16 protein-coding genes are annotated in these 16612 nt (G+C 69.2%); 3 read left to right on the top strand and 13 right to left on the bottom strand.

Annotation, left to right across the window (positions count from 1 at the left end; translation table 11 throughout):
* Window positions 1-6: 6 nt before the first annotated feature.
* A complete protein-coding gene (locus J2W45_RS09885; RefSeq protein ID WP_310131300.1) occupies window positions 7-1350 on the bottom strand; it encodes an ABC transporter substrate-binding protein in 1344 nt (447 codons plus the stop codon).
* Between the two features lie 279 nt (window positions 1351-1629).
* Here J2W45_RS09885 and J2W45_RS09890 point away from each other — a divergent pair, with 279 nt between their 5' ends.
* Window positions 1630-2871, top strand: coding sequence for an ROK family transcriptional regulator (locus tag J2W45_RS09890; RefSeq protein WP_310131301.1), 1242 nt, complete (start codon window positions 1630-1632; stop codon window positions 2869-2871).
* A 64-nt stretch (window positions 2872-2935) separates the two neighbouring features.
* Here the strand turns inward: J2W45_RS09890 and J2W45_RS09895 are convergent, their stop codons facing one another.
* Window positions 2936-3817 carry an aldo/keto reductase gene (locus J2W45_RS09895; protein ID WP_310131303.1) on the bottom strand — a complete coding sequence of 294 codons (882 nt, stop codon included), beginning with the start codon at window positions 3815-3817 and terminating at the stop codon, window positions 2936-2938.
* A gap of 97 nt (window positions 3818-3914) precedes the next feature.
* Between J2W45_RS09895 and J2W45_RS09900 the strand changes: the two genes are divergently transcribed.
* Window positions 3915-4496 carry a TetR/AcrR family transcriptional regulator gene (locus J2W45_RS09900; RefSeq protein WP_310131304.1) on the top strand — a complete coding sequence of 194 codons (582 nt, stop codon included), beginning with the start codon at window positions 3915-3917 and terminating at the stop codon, window positions 4494-4496.
* Here the strand turns inward: J2W45_RS09900 and J2W45_RS09905 are convergent.
* Window positions 4493-5152, bottom strand: a complete 660-nt coding sequence (locus J2W45_RS09905) for an alpha/beta hydrolase (protein WP_310131306.1) — start codon at window positions 5150-5152, stop codon at window positions 4493-4495. The two genes, J2W45_RS09900 and J2W45_RS09905, sit on opposite strands and share 4 nt — an antisense overlap.
* Window positions 5153-5172: 20 nt before the next feature.
* On the bottom strand, window positions 5173-5892 hold the full coding sequence (locus J2W45_RS09910) for an SDR family oxidoreductase (protein ID WP_310131309.1): 720 nt from the start codon (window positions 5890-5892) through the stop codon (window positions 5173-5175).
* A gap of 117 nt (window positions 5893-6009) precedes the next feature.
* Between J2W45_RS09910 and J2W45_RS09915 the strand changes: the two genes are divergently transcribed.
* The gene (locus tag J2W45_RS09915) at window positions 6010-6894 is read left to right on the top strand and encodes a LysR family transcriptional regulator (protein ID WP_310131311.1); all 885 of its coding nucleotides are present in this window, start codon (window positions 6010-6012) and stop codon (window positions 6892-6894) included.
* Window positions 6895-6994: 100 nt separating this feature from the next.
* Here the strand turns inward: J2W45_RS09915 and J2W45_RS09920 are convergent, their stop codons facing one another.
* From J2W45_RS09920 to J2W45_RS09960, 9 genes are read right to left on the bottom strand one after another with little or no spacing between them, the layout of a single operon-like run.
* Window positions 6995-8224, bottom strand: a complete 1230-nt coding sequence (locus J2W45_RS09920; protein WP_310131314.1) for an MFS transporter — start codon at window positions 8222-8224, stop codon at window positions 6995-6997.
* Entirely contained in the window at window positions 8217-9911 is a 1695-nt protein-coding gene (locus tag J2W45_RS09925) for a phospho-sugar mutase (protein WP_310131316.1), read from the bottom strand. Before J2W45_RS09925 ends, J2W45_RS09920 begins: the two co-directional genes overlap by 8 nt.
* Window positions 9908-10723: a purine-nucleoside phosphorylase gene (locus J2W45_RS09930; protein ID WP_310131317.1), complete on the bottom strand. Its 816-nt coding sequence runs from the start codon at window positions 10721-10723 to the stop codon at window positions 9908-9910. Before J2W45_RS09930 ends, J2W45_RS09925 begins: the two co-directional genes overlap by 4 nt.
* Window positions 10716-11480: an SDR family NAD(P)-dependent oxidoreductase gene (locus J2W45_RS09935; protein WP_310131319.1), complete on the bottom strand. Its 765-nt coding sequence runs from the start codon at window positions 11478-11480 to the stop codon at window positions 10716-10718. Before J2W45_RS09935 ends, J2W45_RS09930 begins: the two co-directional genes overlap by 8 nt.
* The gene (locus J2W45_RS09940; RefSeq protein WP_310131321.1) at window positions 11480-12517 is read right to left on the bottom strand and encodes a Gfo/Idh/MocA family protein; all 1038 of its coding nucleotides are present in this window, start codon (window positions 12515-12517) and stop codon (window positions 11480-11482) included. The genes J2W45_RS09935 and J2W45_RS09940 overlap by 1 nt, the downstream gene beginning before the upstream one ends.
* 22 nt (window positions 12518-12539) lie before the next feature.
* A complete protein-coding gene (locus J2W45_RS09945; RefSeq protein ID WP_310131324.1) occupies window positions 12540-13034 on the bottom strand; it encodes a nucleoside deaminase in 495 nt (164 codons plus the stop codon).
* 25 nt (window positions 13035-13059) lie between these two features.
* A complete protein-coding gene (locus J2W45_RS09950; protein WP_310131326.1) occupies window positions 13060-13968 on the bottom strand; it encodes an ABC transporter permease in 909 nt (302 codons plus the stop codon).
* The gene (locus J2W45_RS09955; RefSeq protein WP_310131329.1) at window positions 13961-15040 is read right to left on the bottom strand and encodes an ABC transporter permease; all 1080 of its coding nucleotides are present in this window, start codon (window positions 15038-15040) and stop codon (window positions 13961-13963) included. Before J2W45_RS09955 ends, J2W45_RS09950 begins: the two co-directional genes overlap by 8 nt.
* A complete protein-coding gene (locus J2W45_RS09960; protein WP_310131332.1) occupies window positions 15033-16583 on the bottom strand; it encodes an ABC transporter ATP-binding protein in 1551 nt (516 codons plus the stop codon). Before J2W45_RS09960 ends, J2W45_RS09955 begins: the two co-directional genes overlap by 8 nt.
* Between the last annotated feature and the right edge of the window lie 29 nt (window positions 16584-16612).

A 16612-nucleotide genomic window follows, 5' to 3' on the forward strand; every position in this document is an offset into this window, starting at 1 on the left:
CGGGATCTACTTGCCCGCCACAGCGCTGATGTCCAGATCCTTCATCGACTTCAGGGCCGTCGCCTGGGCGGCTCCGAGGGCATCGGAGAGGGTGCCGTTGCCCGCGGTCGCCTTGGCCATCGCATCCTGCAGCGCCAGGTTCACGGTCTTCTGGGTGGGCCCCCACGTGAAGCTGGTGTCGATGTTCTTCGACGACTCGGCGAACACGTCGAAGATCTTCTCGTTGTTGTAGTACGGCACGCCCTGCGACAGCGCGGGGAGCTTCGACCCGGCGAGCGCCGCCGGGTAGAGTCCGCCGAGCTTGTTCTCCAGAGCCAGCGCCTCGGGGTCCGTGTTCAGCCAGGTGTTGAACTCGACCGACTCGTAGAGGTGCTTGTTGCCCTTCATGAACGCGACGGACGAGCCGCCCCAGTCGCCGGAGGCCGGGTTGGAGCCCCAGGTCGGCAACTGCACGATGCTCCACTTGCCCGCCAGGTCGGGGTTGTTGTCACGGAATCCGCTGTAACCCCACGCCGCGCCGAGGTAGGTCGCGAGCTGGCCCTGCTCGAAGGCCGCGTTGGCCGGAGTGGATCCGCTGGCGAGGTCGGTGCGGACGAGCTTCTGGCTGATGAGCTTCTGCCAGTAGTCGGCGACCTGCTTGCCCTTGTCGTTGTCGACGGTGACGTGCCATTTGCCGCCGGAGTAGGAGTACATGTCGGCGCCGTTCTGCCACAGCAGCCCGTTGAACCACTCGGCGTTGTTCGGGTCGAAGTAGGTGATGGTCAGGTTCGGGTCGGCGGCGTGCAGTTTTTGCGCGTCGGCCGCGTACTCGTCCCACGTCTTCGGGATGTCCAGGCCGTACTTGGCGAAGATGTCCGTGCGCACGTACATCGCCATGGGGCCGGTGTCCTGCGGGTAGGCGAACACGCCGGTCCCGCCGAAGCTGGTCTGCGACCACGTCCACGGCACGAACTTCGACTTCGCCGCGACGGCCGCCTTGCAGGCGGAGGCGTCGACGAAAGCGTCCTGGGTGCGCAGGTCGGGCAGCTCGTCGTAGCCGACCTGGGACAGCTCGGGCGCCTTGCCCGCCTTGAGGGCGTTGCCCAGCGTGCCGTACTGGTCGTTCGAGATGTTCTTGACCTGGACCTGGATGTTCGGGTGGGACTTGTTCCAGACGTCCACCACCTGGTCCATCCCGTTCACGGTGTTCCAGTACTGCAGTGTCACCTTGCCCTTGGACGGCTCGCAGGAGGCCGAGCCGGAACCGTTGCCGGAGGCCGGGGTGGACGAGCACCCCGCCAGGGCGGCGACGGTGATCGTCGCAGCCGCCGCGACGGTCGCCAGGCGGATGCGTGTGCTTCTGTTGCTCATGTTTTCCTTCCGAATGCCTCGCTTCGGTGCGAGGCGGTCGACTTTGACGGGAAGGCACAGTCGGTGCTGCCTTCTGTGGAATGGAGAGAACACGACCGCGCGGCGGGGGTGTGCCGGCGGCGGGTTGGATTAGCAAATCATATTTCCTAATAGGGCGCAAGCACATCCGCCGCGCACGCGCTGCGCAAAGGCGGCGCGTCCGCGCCCTCTGGCAACGCCTCTCGTGGCCCGGACGGCGATGGCTAGGCTGTAGCTGCGTTGCCGACGGGAAGGGGGAGCGTGGATCCGACCGGAACCAACCTGCCAGCGGTGGGCGAGTACAACCAGGCGGTCGTGCTCGACGCCATCCGCCGCCGCCCCGAAGGCATCACCCGCTCCGAGCTGGCCGGCCTGACCGCGCTCAGCGGCATGACCGTCACCAACGTCTGCCGGCGATTGCTCGACGCGGGACTCGTCGAGGAGCACGGGACGCGGGTGGGCGGCCCGGGCAAGCCCGCCGCGGTGCTCCGGCTCAACCCGTCCGGCGGGTTCGCGGTCGGGGTGCACATCGACCCGGCGGCGATCACGTACGTCCTCGTCGACCTCTCCGGGTCGGTCCGCGACCACTCCCGCACAGGGACCCCCACCGCCGGCGAGCCCGCTGCGGTCATCTCCGAGATGGCCGAGGCCATCGAGGGACTGATCGAGCGGTCGCTGGTCGACCGGTCGCGCATCCTCGGCATCGGCATCGCGTCGCCAGGCCCCGTGGACGTCGAGAACGGCATCGTGCTCAACCCGCCCATGATGCCCAACTGGCACTTGGTGCCGCTCCGCCGGGCGCTGGGAGAGGCCACCGGGCTCCCCGTCCTGCTCGAGAAGGACACCACGGCGGCTGTCGTCGCCGAACTCTGGTTCGCAGAGCCGGGGAGCAGCCGGGACTTCGCGTTCATGTACTACGGCACCGGCCTGGGCACGGGCATCGCCGTGTCGGGCGAGGTGGTGCGCGGGATCGGATCGAACGCGGGGGACGCCGGGCACATCACCGTCGACCCCCACGGTGCGGTGTGCACCTGCGGTCGGCGGGGGTGCGTCGGCTACATCACCGTCCCCCGGGCGCTCGTGGAGCGCGCGGTTCTCGACGGGCTGCTGACGGCCGACGAAGCGGGCGACCCCGACGACATGGGCGACGTCAGCGCCGCGTTCCACCGGCTGGCCGCGCTGGACGCGGCCGGCGACCCGCGCGCCCGGGCGATCATGGTCGACACCGCGAGGTCCCTGGCGCGGGCGATCGTCGTCGTCGTCAACCTGCTCGACATCGACGAGGTCATCTTCGGCGGTCCGTTCTGGAACCCGATCGCCACCTCCCTGCTCGCCGAGCTGCCGGAGGCCGTCTGGTCGGATCCCGCACTCGTCCCGCCGCATCCCGTGCGGCTGGTGCAGTCCGATATCGCGGTCGACGTCGCGGCGGTCGGAGCGGCGACCCTCGTGCTGGACACCACCTTCTCGCCCAGGCCGTCGGCGCTCCTGCTCGCAGCCGACTAGCGCGTCCGGATCAACGCCGGAAACGAATACCTCCGCCGGGAACTCTGCACGAGGGCTGCCTCGCTCACGCCGCTTCCGGCACGAGTGCAGTGATCGCGGTCACCTCGTCGTCGGTGAGGCGGATCGCAGCGGCCCCGAGGTTGCTCGCGAGGTGGTCGACGCTGGTGGTGCCGGGAATCGGCAGCATGTTGTCGGCGCGGTGGAGAAGCCAGGCCAGGGCGGTCTGGTGCACCGACGCGTCATGATTGTGCGCGATCGGCGCGAGACCGGCGGCGATGCGCTCGGGGTCGCCACCGTCCTGGATGGACACGGGGTGCCACGGCGAGAACACCGCGCCGGCCGCCTCCGCCGCCCGCAGCAGGTCGACCCCACGGCGATTGCCGACGTTGTAGAGCGCGGTCACTGCGTCGATCGGGGTGATGCTCCGGGCGAGTTCGAACTGGGCGGCCGTGACGTTCGAGAGACCGATGTGCCGGATGAGACCCTCCTCTTTGAGCGCGGCGAGCGTGGCGACCTGCTCCTCGAACGGTGCATCCGTGGCCTGACCGCTGTGCAGGTAGTAGAGGTCGATGCTGTCGACGCCGAGCCGTCGGGCGCTCATGTGGGCGGACTGCCGGAGGTAGTTCGGGTTGCCCACCGCGTCGAGCGTGGAGTAGTCGTAGCCTCCGCGGACGAATCCGCCCTTGGTGGCGATGACCAGCCCCTCCGGGTACGGGTGGAGCGCCTCCCGGATGAGGAGCTCGTTGGAGTGCGGGCCGTACACGTCCGCCGTATCGATGAAGGTGACCCCTGCGTCGACGACCGCGCGAAGGAGGGCGATGCCTTGCTCGCGGTCGGGGTAATCGCCCCACACCTGTGCGCCGGTCAGCTGCATCGCGCCGAAGCCGACGCGGCCGACACTGAGATCGCCTCCGATGCTCACGGTGGTTGCGGTCGAGGATGTCATGATGCTCCCGTCTGCCCGGTACTATGGGCGTCATACTGAGAGTTAGCCTCTCAGTTATCCGATAGATTGTCTATCACATTTTCGGGAGAGGAGTCGCGTGAGCCTGTCCGCGCTGCTCGAGGAGAGGCGCCCCCAGCGCGCTGACGCCAGACGCAACTTCGACGCGGTGCTGGACGCCGCCGTCCTCGCCTACGCCGAGCTGGGTGCCGGCGTCGGCATGGAGGAGATCGCCCGCCGCGCAGGCGTCGGCGTGGCGACGCTCTATCGGAACTTCCCCACCCGGATCGCCCTGATGGAGGCGGTCTACCTGGCGGCCGTCGACGAACTCGTGCGATTCGGGGAGTCGATCGAGGAACCGGACCCCTGGAGGGCGCTGGAGATGTGGTTGCTGAAGTTCGTCGACTTCATGCGGACCAAGCACCCCATCGTCACCGTTCTGACCGAGAGTTCGGTCGTCTACGTACCGACTCGGGATGCCATCTACGGGATCGCCGACCCGCTGGTCGAGCGAGCCCGCCACGCGGGTGAGGTGCGCCTCGATGTCGATGCCGACGATGTGATGCGGGTGATCTTCGCCGTCACCGGGGGGCTCTACCGGGACGACGCGCAGCTTCACGGAGCCGTGCGCATCGTGCTGGACGGCATCCGGCCGCGGGTGCCGCAGCGCCCAGCGCGCTAGCCGTTCCGGGTGGCACCGGCGCGAAGGACCATGTCCGCCACGAATGCGCTGAGGTCCCGCACCTCCTCCCCCGCCACGTCGTGCCCGAGGTCGCCGTAGACCCTCTCGTCGACCGAGAGATGCGTCGCGCTGAACTCCGCCGTGCGCAGGATCGCCGACCGCGGGATGACCGAGTCGTGCGCGCCGCGTCCCCAGAACACCGGAGGGCGAGTGAGGGCAAGCTGCCGATCGCCGGGCTGGGCGTCGGCGACGACGAATCCGCCGAGCTGGACACCGAAGCCGAACTCGGCGGGGCGCCTCCGCATGAGCTGGAGGGCCATGGCCCCGCCTTGGGAGAACCCCATCACGCCGACGGAGCGAAAGCGTGGAAGGGCGTCGTACCAGGCGAGCACGGAGTCCACTGCCGCATTGGCGACCTCCGCGCGCGGGTTCCCGATCGGGTTCCCCGAGCTCGGGAACCAGGCGTAACCGCCCGCCTCGGCGGTGGGAGCGCGGAGCGAGGCGATCGTGAGCTCCTGGGGAAGACGGGCGCGGAGGGCGAACAGGTGCCGTTCGTCATAGCTCCAGCCGTGCATCATGATCAGCAGATCGGAGTCCGGGCCGCCCGGGCTGTGAACCCACAGCACCGCGTCCGGGTCGAGAGGCGGGTACTTCACGGTTCGATCCGAGGTCATCGTCAGACCAGGAGCGCCCCGCCGTCCACCGGAATGGACGTGCCGGTCATGAAGGACTGGGTCATCGAGTACACGAAAGCGTGCGCGACGTCGTCGACCTCGCCGACGCGTCCGGCCGGGAGGGCGTCGGCCTGCTGCTGGTACATCGCCTGCTGATCCTCGGCGCTCATACCGCTCCACAACGGGCTTCGGACGATGCCCGGCTCGACCACGTTCACGCGGACGGGAGCGAGCTCGACCGCGAGGGCACCTGCGAGGCTCGTCGTCGCCCCGCACAGGCTGGACGCGACGGCCCAGCCGGCACCGGGGCGGGTGCGGGCCGAACCGGAGGTGAGGGTGATCGACCCGCCCGGCCGGATGTACTGTGCTGCAGCGCTCACCGAGTTGAGGGCGCCGAAGAAGCGCACCTGGAAGAAGGCGCGCGCCCGGTCGATGTCGAGTCCATCCACGGGCAGGAGTCCGAGCGGCTCCCCCGCGGTGTACGCGAGGTGATCGAATGGGCCGACCTGGGCGAAGAACGCCTGGACGTCGGCGGGATCGAGGACGTCGAGGGTCCGGCCGGTGGTGCCGGCGGACAGCTCGCCCAGCGCTGCGTCGACGCTCGCCTGACGGCTGGATGCGATGACGACCTCTGCACCGGCGTCCACCGCAGCGTGCGCGGTCGCCAGGCCGATTCCGGAGGTGCCGCCGATGATGACGACGCGCTTCCCGTTGAGAGACATGGAGTTTCCTTTCGTTGAACCGCATCGAGCATCCCTCGCTCAGGCGTCGCCCGTCCAAGACCTCTTTCGTTCTTATTGAGACCCGAAAGGTATCAAGGAGTGTGCGATCCTGGCTTTGTGAACACCGATCTGGATCTGCGCAAGCTGCGCTACTTCGTCGCGGTCGCCGAGGAGCTCAACTTCGGCCGCGCAGCGGAGGTGCTGATGATCGCGCAGCCCGTGCTCTCCCGGCAGATCCGAGCGTTCGAGGCGGAACTCGGCGTGCGACTGTTCGTGCGCGACACCCGTGGAACGGAACTCACCGACCACGGTCGGCTGCTGTACCAGGAGGCGGAGGCGCTCCTCGCGTCCGCTTCGGCGGTCCGGCGCCGGGTGGCGATCGCCGCGCGGGGCGAGTCCGAGTTCACTGTCGGCTTCATGCCCGGTCTGATGGTCACCACAGCCGTACGAGCCTTCCAGCGCACCCTCCCCGAGGTGTCGATCCATGTCATGCGCACGAGCTGGGACAACCAGGTGCGGGTGCTGCACGACGGCCGCGCGGACGTCAGCTATCTGCGACGGCCGTTCGACGCCGCCGGGCTGGCCACCGAGCTGTTGTTCTCCGAGCCTCGCGTGGTCATGCTGCCGACCGACCACGAGCTGGCGGCGGCGCCGAGCGTCCTCATGGGCGACCTCGCCGGGGAGCACCTGCTCCAGGATCCGGCCGCCGTGCCGGAGTGGGCCACCGTCGCCGCGGAGATGCTCCCCCGTCGAGGGTCGGCGCGTCCTCCGAGCCGGACCGTCGAAGAGAAACTCGAGCTCGTCGCCGTGGGGAGCGGGATCGCGATCCTCCCCCAGTCGACGGCTCGGTTCTACCGGCGGCCCGACGTCGCGTTCGTCCCCGTTTCAGACCTGCCGCCGACAGATGTTCTGCTCGGCTGGGAGAAGAGCAGGCGGTCGCGCCTCATCGACGCCTTCGTCGCCGCGGCTCGCGCCGCCAAGCACGATCTCGGTCAGAACTGATCTCCGGGCCGTCCCCACGCCCGCATCCGGCGTGCGCGGGGAGGGCCCGAATGGGGAGGGCCCGCCGATGATCGTGCCCTCCCGTCCTTTCACGGCGCCGTCATGGCGCCGCCGTCCGAGACGGGCGGGGAGCGTCTCGCATCGCCGCCCGGATCGACGCCGCGGCCAGCATGCCGGCGGCGACCAGGATCAGGGTCACTAGCCCGGCCGAGGGCCCACGAACGGCCACAAGCTGGGAATTGACGGTCGTTGTGAGCGCCTGCCCCAGGATCATCCCCGCGTTCATGATGGTCATCACGGTGCTGGAGCGGCCCGCGGGGGCGCCGGACGCCGCGAGGCTGAACAGGGTCACGATGGTGAGGCCCACCCCGATACCGGCGCCGAAATACCAGGCGGCCAGGACGATCGAATCGGCTGACGTGGACGCACCGACCATGGCGATGAGGAGGATCCCCGCGCCGCTCATCCAGCGCCAGGTGAGTCGAAAGCGGCTCGGCAGCAGACCGGCGCCGAAGGCCACGCCGCCGGCCGCAATGCCCATCACACCGTAGATGAGACCGGCCTGAGCCGGGTGACCGGCTCTGCTTGCGAACCCGGTCAGGGTGGTCAGTGACCCTCCCCAGAAGGCGCCCATCAGCACCATTCCTCCGAGCGTGACGACGGCGCGGGGTGAGAAGACCTCGCGGACGGGCCGAGCAGGAGCGGTCTCGCGCGATGCCCGCGCGGCGGCATGGGTGGGATGCACCGCGAAGGCGATGCCGAAGCCTGCCGTCACGAGTGCGGCCAGCAGCAGCGGAGCGGCCGGGAAGAGGGCACCGGCGAGAAGAGCCACGAGGAGGGGTCCGATGATGAACGTCAGCTCGTCCGCCGTCGACTCGTAACCCATCGCCCACGTCAGAGCCGCCGGCGACCGGCCTCCTGCCAGACCGATCCAGCGAGCGCGCGCCATGGGTCCGATCTGCGGGGATGTGCCGCCGGCCGCAACCGCGACCAGGAGCAGTGACCACAGCGGGGCTCCCACGACGGTCAGGGCGACAAGGCTCGTCAGCGCGATCGCATTCCCGATGCAAGCGACGAGCACGACCGGCCGCTGGCCCCACCGGTCGGCGGCGATCCCGATCACGGAGGCCACGAACGCCGACGTGAGCCCGAGCACGCCGGATACCGCACCCGCCTCGGCGAGCGAGCCGCGGACGATCGTGATCATCGTGATGGAACCGATCAGCGTCATCGCGAGAGGTAGCCGCGCGAAGAGCGCGATCGGGAAGTACGGCAATCCGGCGGCCGCGACGAGCGACCGCACGCCACTGCCCGGTGCCGGCTCAGTCATCGAGGCCGCCCCCGGCCGCGGACGCTCCCCTGAGTTCTCGCTGCACTCCATCAGCCAGGTCGCGCGCACGCGCACGGGCCATGCGAATGCGTTCTTCCGGGCGCCCGATCACGCTGTGCGTGTCGATGTAGGCCTTCAGCTTGGGCTCGGTGCCGGATGGACGCACGATGATCCTGGATCCGTCGGCCAGCCGGAAGCGAAGCACGTCCGTCGGTGCGAACTCCCGCACATCGTGGAGGAAGTCGTCGACCGCCACGACGTCCGCGCCCGCGAACACGGCCGGCGGCCGGCGGCGCAGCCTTGCCATCGTCTCGGTGATATCGCTCACCCGAGCTGTCCGGATCGACACCTGTTCCGATGCGTGGGCGCCGAACCGGTGGGCGGCTTCGAGCAGCCGATCGTCCAACGAGCGCCCTTCCCGCTTCAACCGGGATGCCAGGTCCAGAACCGCCACAGCGGCGGAGATCCCATCCTTGTCGGACACCTTGGCAGGGTCCACCAGGTAGCCCAGCGCCTCCTCGAACCCGAAGATCAGATCGGGGACGCGCGCGATGTGCTTGAAGCCCGTGAGCGTCTCCACGAATCGGAGCCCGTAGTCGGCTGCCACCTGCCCGAGTGCCGGCGAACTCACAACCGAGCACGCCAGCGTCCCCGTCTCACCGCGTGCGCGAGTCCGTTCAGCGGCGTCCCAGCCGAGCAGCAGGCCCACCTCGTTTCCGGTCAGTCGACGCCAGCCCTCGTCGTCGGGAACGGCGACGGCAAGCCGGTCGGCGTCGGGGTCGTTGGCGATGATGAGTTCGGCCGAGCGTTCCGTCGCGAGTGCATAGGCGAGATCCAGAGCCCCCGGCTCCTCGGGGTTCGGAAATCGCACGGACGGGAAACGCGGATCGGGATGCTGCTGTTCGGGCACGGGGATCACGGAGGAGAAGCCGGCCGCGGACACCACCTCTTCCACCGTCTTCCAGCCCACGCCGTGCATCGCGGTATGAACCACGCGCATCGCCACTGGGGATCGGGTGACCAGTGAAGAGGTGGCGGCGATGTATTTCCGGCTCACCCACGCCGGGACGAGCTCGAAATCGGACGAGAGCGGGATCACCGCGTAGGGCAACGCCGCGGCGGCGCCGATGTGTGCAGAGATCTCCTGGTCGACGGGCGCGACGATCTGGGCGCCCTTGTGCTGCCCTCCCAGGTAGATCTTGACGCCGTTGTCACCGGCAGGGTTGTGGCTGGCCGTCACCATGACGCCGGCTGTGGCGTCGAGCTCCCGTACGGCGAAGGCGAGCAGCGGCGTCGGCCCCAGCCGAGCGAAAAGGTACGTCGTGATCCCTGCCGCGGCCATGATCTCGGCGGTGTCGATGGCGAAGGCGTGCGAGTTGGTCCGGCCATCGAAGCCGATGACGACCGACGGGGGGCCGGGGGTGGCGTTGAGGTAGGCGGCGAGCCCCGCCGCGGTGTGGGCGACGGATACCCGGTTCATCCGGTTCGGGCCTGCTCCCAGCGCACCGCGCAGGCCAGCGGTTCCGAATTGCAGACGTCCGGAGAACCGGTCCCGGAGGTCCGCAAGCGCGGCGGGTGAACCCTGGCGTGCCCAGTCGAGCAGCTTGGTCAGCTCCTGCCGTGTGACCGGGTCGGGGTCGTTGTGCAGCCACCACTCGGCGCGGGCGAACACATCGTCCGCGATCATCCGGCAGCCCCCACCGTGTTCACGATCTCGGCAAGCAGCGGGCCGAGGCGGCCTTCGGCCGATGCGCCGGCCTCCAGTACTTCCTGGTGACTGAGCGGCGCGTTCTGGATCCCGGCGGCGAGGTTGGTGATCAGGGAGATCGCGAGGACTTCCAGTCCGCACTGCCGCGCCGCGATGGCTTCGAGCGCGGTCGACATGCCGACGATGTCCCCGCCGATCGCGCGGACCATCGCGATCTCGGCGGGTGTCTCGTAGTGGGGCCCCGGCAGCTGCACGTAGACCCCCTCGTCGATCCCCGGGCGGATGGAGCCGACCAGCTCGCGCAGACGCGGGGAGTACAGGTCCGTGAGGTCGACGAATTCGGCGCCCACGATCGGCGAGGTGGCTGTCAGGTTGATGTGGTCGCGGATCAGCACGGGCTCGCCCGGGGTCCAGGCGGGGTTCAGCCCGCCCGCACCGTTCGTCAGGATGAGCGTCGTGGCGCCGGCTGCGGCGGCCGTGCGCACTCCGTGCACCACGGCGGCGACGCCCTTCCCTTCGTAGAGGTGGGTGCGCGCGCCGATCACGAGGACATGCTTCCCGTCGGCCAACCGGATCGACCGGAGCCGTCCCGAGTGGCCGGCGACACCCGATGGGGTGAATCCGGGCACCTCTGCCGCGGGTATGTCGGCGACGACGTCCCCGATCAGCTCGGCAGCCGACCTCCACCCCGAGCCGAGTGTGATGGCGATCTCGTGCCGGGGGACGCCGGTGAGTTCGGCGAGCGTGCGCGCGGCCTCGCGGGCCAGTTCCGAGGGCCGCCCGTCAGTCACGCGTGCTCCCGCCGTCGACGTTGAGGATCTCGCCGGTGATCGAGCGCGCGGCGACCGAGGCGAGGAACACGATGGCGGCAGCCACTTCGTTGGGCTGCTGCATCCGCTTGGTGGGGATGCCGGACACGAACGCCTCCCGCTGGTCTTCCAGCGAGAGCCCGGTCTGGGCGGCCACCTCGGCGATGACCTGCGCGATCATCGGCGTGTCTACGGTGCCGGGAGCGATGCCGTTGACGGTGATGGCAGGTGCGAGGTCCAGGGCGGCGGCCCGGGTGAGCCCGATCAGCGCCGCCTTCGAGGTCGTGTAGTCGACCTGATTGCTGAAGCCGTGCTTGCCGGCGACCGAGGTGATGTTGATGAACGCGCCCTCCCTGTCCTCGTCGGCCAGACGCCGGGCGACCTCACGCTGGATGACGTACGGGCTGGTGAGGTTGATGTCCAGGGTGCGGCGGAAGTCATCGGTGTCGACGGAGAAGGTGGGGCGTGCGACCTGGAACCCGGCGGCGTTCACGACGATCTCGGGCGTGCGTTCGAGCGCGGCGAGAGCACGCTCGACATCCGTGGTGTCGGCGAGATCGACGATCTGCGAGGTGACCCCGTCGCTGTCGGTGGGCAGCCGGTCCCAGGCGTAGACGGTGGTCGCGCCGGCGTTGAGCAGGGCGGCGGTGATGGCGCGGCCCATGCCTCCTGCAGCGCCGGTGACGAGTGCGGTGCCCCCGATGAGGGTGAAGCCGAGAGGTGCCTGATTGCGGTTCACTATCGTGTTTCCTTCCAGGTGTTGGTCTGCGCGGACAGCCGGATGGCGTCCATCGCGAGTGCGTTGCTGAGCCCGTCGACGAAGGTGGCGACTCCGCGTTCCTCCGCCTCACCCCCGTAGATGGCGGCGATGCTCCGCCCGAGGGATGAGGTGGGCGCGTCCAGGCCGAGCGTGCGCAGCCCGGAGGTCTTGTCGCCGATGCGGAGCAGGTTGGGGTGCCCGGAGGTCCAGACCGCCGACCCGAGGGTGCCGTCGACGCGCAGTTCGATCTCGTCGAACGAGCCGTGGGAGAGCTCGGTCCCGTAGACCTGGCCGACGACGCCCGAGTCGAATCGGAGCAGCGCGGCGAACAGATCGTCGTTGGGCGGGTTCACCCGGCCGGACGCCGAACCGGTGTCGTAATCGCGCTCTCCCATCCTCGACAGGAGCCCGCTCGCCTCGCCGATGTGGTCCCCGAGCACGAACTCCGCGAGGTCGAGCCAGTGCGAGCCGATCTCGGTGACAGTGCGGGAAGGGCCGACCTGCTGCGGGTCGTACCGCCAGTCGAGCCCGCTCGGATTGGCGTTCCACTGCTGGCGGTAGTGCCCGAACACCGAGACGGGCGCGCCGAGGTCTCCGGCGCCGATCGCGGCACGGAGCAGCTGGATGCCCTCGTCCTGCCGGCGGTTGAAGTTGAGGAAGTGAGCGACGTCGTGGGACTGCACGTACTCCAGAGCCTCGGAGGCGAGCTCTCCGGTCGGAGCGAGCGGCTTCTCGCTGACGATCGCCAGTCCGCGCTCCGCGGCCTCCCGGATGGGGTCGAGATGGTTCATCGGCGTCGAGCACACATGCACGTGGGTGACACCGGGAGTGTCCAGCGCTTGGGTCAAGGAGGGCGCGGACACGGCGTCCCAGTCGGCGGCGAACCGCTCGCGGTTCGCCGGACTGGGGCTCCAGACGACCGCGGGAGCGATCCCGATGTCAGCGAGCGCGCGGGCGTGACTGACGGCGATCATCCCGGACCCGATGATGACCGGGCGGACGGACGTGTTCTTCATGGTGCTCCTATCGGGATTCGCGTCAGTAGTCGACGCGGGTCGTGTTCGACTTCCACGCGTCGAACGGCGTCGCCCGGCCGGGGAGGGGGTGCGATTCCACCGGTGTCTCCCAGGTTTCGCGGTCTCGGGCGAAGAGGTCGTAGAAGGCGAGGTCGTCGAAGCCGCCGTCGGCCGCGTCGTAGCGGTCCGCGGCGAAGACCACCCGGTCCACCCGCGCCCACAGGCTCGAGGCCAGGCACATCGGGCACGGTTCGCACGAGGAGTAGAGGGTCAGACCGGAGAGGTTGAAGTCGTCGCGCAGGCGGCCCGCGGCGCGCAAGGCGACGATCTCGGCGTGCGCGGTGGGGTCGTTGTCGCGCGTGACGCGGTTCTGGCCGACGGAGACGACGGCGCCGTCCGCGTCGACGAGGACGGCGCCGAACGGGCCGCCGCCGGCGGCGACGTTCTCGGTCGCGAGCCGCACCGCGTGCTCGAGGTGCGCGCGGTCGGTCGAGGACAGGGAGTCGGAGGAGGGCATGGCTGTCTTTCTCTTGTGCAGGACGTCAATCGCGGAGTTCCGCGAAGGTGGCGATGTTCCCGCCGGCGCGCTTGGCGATGTAGGCGGCGACGGTCACGGCGAGGATCGTGAGGATGTAGGGGATGGCGAGGAGGAACTCGGTCGGCAGACTCCATCCCTGCACCTGGGCGAGGATGCCGAGCGCGTTGGCGACGCCGAAGAAGGCGCACGCTCCGACGACACCCCACACCGTTCCCCCGCCGAAGATGAGGGCGGAGAAGGCGAGGAATCCCCGGCCGGCCGTCATGTCCTGGCTGAAGGAGTCGAGGCCCCCGAGCGAGAGCTCCGCTCCCCCCATCGCGATCAGGACGCCTCCTGCGGCGATGGCCCAGAAACGGACCACGGTGGGCGACTGGCCGGCACTGCGCGCCGCGAACGGGAATTCGCCGACCGCGTTCATGACCAGCCCGGCCTGGGTCCGGCGCAGCACGACCCAGACGATCAGAGCGACGACGGGGAGGATCCACACCAGGATGGACATCCCTGCCATGATCTGCATCGGCCCGCCGCGGACAGTGGAGGGGATGGGCTCCGGAAGCGCCACCGGCGCATTCGCCGTCGCTTGAGAGCCGTAGAAGACGTTGAGCATGAACACTGTGAGCGCCAGCCCGACGGTCGAGAGGCCGATGCCGACGATGATGACGTCGCCTTTGAGGATGGTGATGCACAGCCAGTAGACGATCGACACGGCGACGGTGACGGCGGCGGTGATGAGCAGAGTCAGAGCGATGCTGCCCGTCGCCTTGGCCGCCGCGACCGCGGTGAAGGCGGCGATCGCCATGAGCCCCTCGAGACCCAGATTGAACACTCCGACGCGGTAAGCCAGGAGGCCGCCGAGGGCCACCCAGAGGAGCGGGGCGGCGTCGCGTATTGCGGTGGCGAGGAACTCATACATTTGCTGTCTCCGCTGCTGTCGGGGATGGTTCGGGGATGTTCTGATCGGGTTTCGGCGCGCGGGCTCGCCTCCGCCAGACGCTGCGCACCTGCAGAGTGATCAGCACGGCGATGAGCCCCTGGATGAGGTCGAGCGCGGAGCGGGGAATGTCCGAGACGGTCGGGAGGTACTGGAGGGCGGCCTGCAGTCCGCCGAACAGCAGCCCGGCGAGGACGACGCCGGGCACGGTCAACATCCCGACCAGGGCAACGAGCACCGCGGTGAAACCGATGTCGGGCGAGAAGCCGGCGACGAGCCGGCCGGCGGGGCCGAGCACGTCCAGGCTGCCCGCGAGACCGGCCGCGGCTCCCGCTGCGCCGAAGCACACGAACGCCAGCCGTCTCGACGACGCACCCTGCCAGCGCACGACGACGGGGTTCCGCCCCAGCAGTTCCGTGGTGAGTCCACTGCGAGTGGACGATGCCCACACCCAGACCAGCACGACAGCGAGCACGGCGATGATGAGCAGGGCGGCCGACACTCCCAGTCCGTTCGAAACGCGAGCATCCTGCGGTAGCGCTGTGGTGGACGCGACGGCGCTCGACCCGGCTTTGTCCCGCAGCGGGCCACCGGCCACGTACTGCACCAGGAGCACCGCGATGAAGTTGAGCATCAGCGTGGAGAGCACCTCATCGGTGCCGAACACCACCTTCAGCACGGCGGCGATCAAGGCCCAGACGGCACCGCCGACCATGCCGGCGACCGCGCAGAGCACGCTGAGCAGCGGCCCTGGGACGTGGACCGTCAGCCCGACGACGGTGGCCGCGAGAGCGCCCAGGTAGATCTGCCCCTGTGCGCCGACATTGAAGAACCCGGCGCGGAAGGACACGAGGACACCGAGACCGGCGATCACCAGCGGGATGGTCCAGCGCAGCGTGTTCTGCAGCGCGCCGGGTGCCGTGATGGCGCCTTGCACGGTGCCGCTCCAGACGGAGGACACGTTGTAGCCGGAGGCCAGGAAGACGAGGGAGCCGAGGGCGAAGGCTGCGATGACCATCGCCGCGGAGCGCCCGAAGGCGGAGAGCCTATGCATGAGCGGCACCGACCATTTCCGTTCCGATTTCGATGAGCGAGGCTGTCGGCGGCATCTCGGCCACGATGCGACCGCCTCGGAGGACCAGGATGCGCGTCGAGAGAGCGCGGAGTTCGTCGAGATCGCTCGAGACCAGGAGGACGGCTCCGCCGCGAGCGGCGACGTCGGCGAGAGACTTCTGCACGAAGGCGATCGCGCCGATGTCGAGCCCTCGGGTGGGCTGGGCGGCGAGGACGAGCCGGGCGTTGTCGTCGATCTCGCGGGCGAGGATCGCGCGCTGGATGTTGCCGCCGGAGAGCTGCCCTGCGGCCTGATCCACCGACCGGTACGCGACACTCCACGTGTCCAGGCGGGCGGAGACCGAACTCCGGAGTTTCGATCGGTTGATGAAGGCTGTCGTCTGCATGAGGACGTCGGATATCGCGACGTTCGCCCAGAGCGGGCTGGTCGAGCTGACCCCCTCGAGGTTCCTCTCGAACGGGACGGCTCTGATTCCGGCGCGGCGGCGACCGATCACAGACGCGCGTCCGATCTCCGTGCCGTCGAGCGTGAGGGAACCGGTGACGGGGGTGAGGCCGACGATCGCCTCGACGAGGGAGCGCTGACCGTTCCCTTCCACACCGGCGATGCCGACGATCTCGCCCGGACGCAACTCGAGCTCGACCTCGGACAGGGCCGCGTCGTTGGACGTGTCCTTGGTCGACAGGCCGCTGGCCCGCAGAAGCGGTTCAGCGTCCGCCGGGAACGCGGCGCCGACGTAGCTGACTCCCCCACTGTCGACCAGCTCCACGACGTCGTCGGTTCGCTGCTGACCGATGATGTGCTCGGCCACGGTCTCGGGCGTGAGTTCGCGCGCCGGGGTCAGCGGCAGGGACACCCTGCCCTTCTCCAGCACGGTCACGGTGTCCGCCACAGCGAACACTTCGGCGAGTTTGTGCAGCACCACGATCACGGTGAGTCCCCGTGCGGCGAGCCCCCGGATGCGCTCGAACAGCGCAGGAACCTCGCTCGCCGGAATGGCGGCCGTGGGCTCATCGAAGATCAGCACCCGGGCATCGCCCACCAGCGCCCGGGTGATCTCCAATGACTGGCGCTGCGGGACCGACAGGTCGCGCACCCGGATGCGCACGTCGAGGCCCAACCCCGCCTCGTCCGCACGTCGCTGCCAGTGCTGCTCCAGCTTTCGCCGCGAGTAGAGAGGCTTCGTGTCGGCGGAGAAGAGCTCGAGACACTCCGCGATCGTCATCGAGGGCGGCGAGCTGAAGTGCTGATGCACCATGTCGACACCCTGCTTGCGGGCTCCGACGACATCGCCGGCCTGCAGCCGGACTCCGTCGAGGGAGACGGTGCCGCCTGTGGGCTCGTACAACCCACAGACGACACGGGCGAAGGTCGTCTTACCCGCCCCGTTCTGACCGACGACCGCGTGCACGGCTCCCGGCTCGAAGCTGACATTGACTTCGGAGAGGGCGGCGAACTCGCCGAACCTCATGGTGACGTCTGCGACGTCGAGACGGGGGCCGAGCATGACGGATGACCTCATCGTTTCAGCGGAGGGATGGGTGGAGGGAG

The sequence above is a fragment of the Leifsonia shinshuensis genome (genome assembly GCF_031456835.1).
Classification (GTDB): Bacteria; Actinomycetota; Actinomycetes; order Actinomycetales; family Microbacteriaceae; genus Leifsonia; species Leifsonia shinshuensis_C.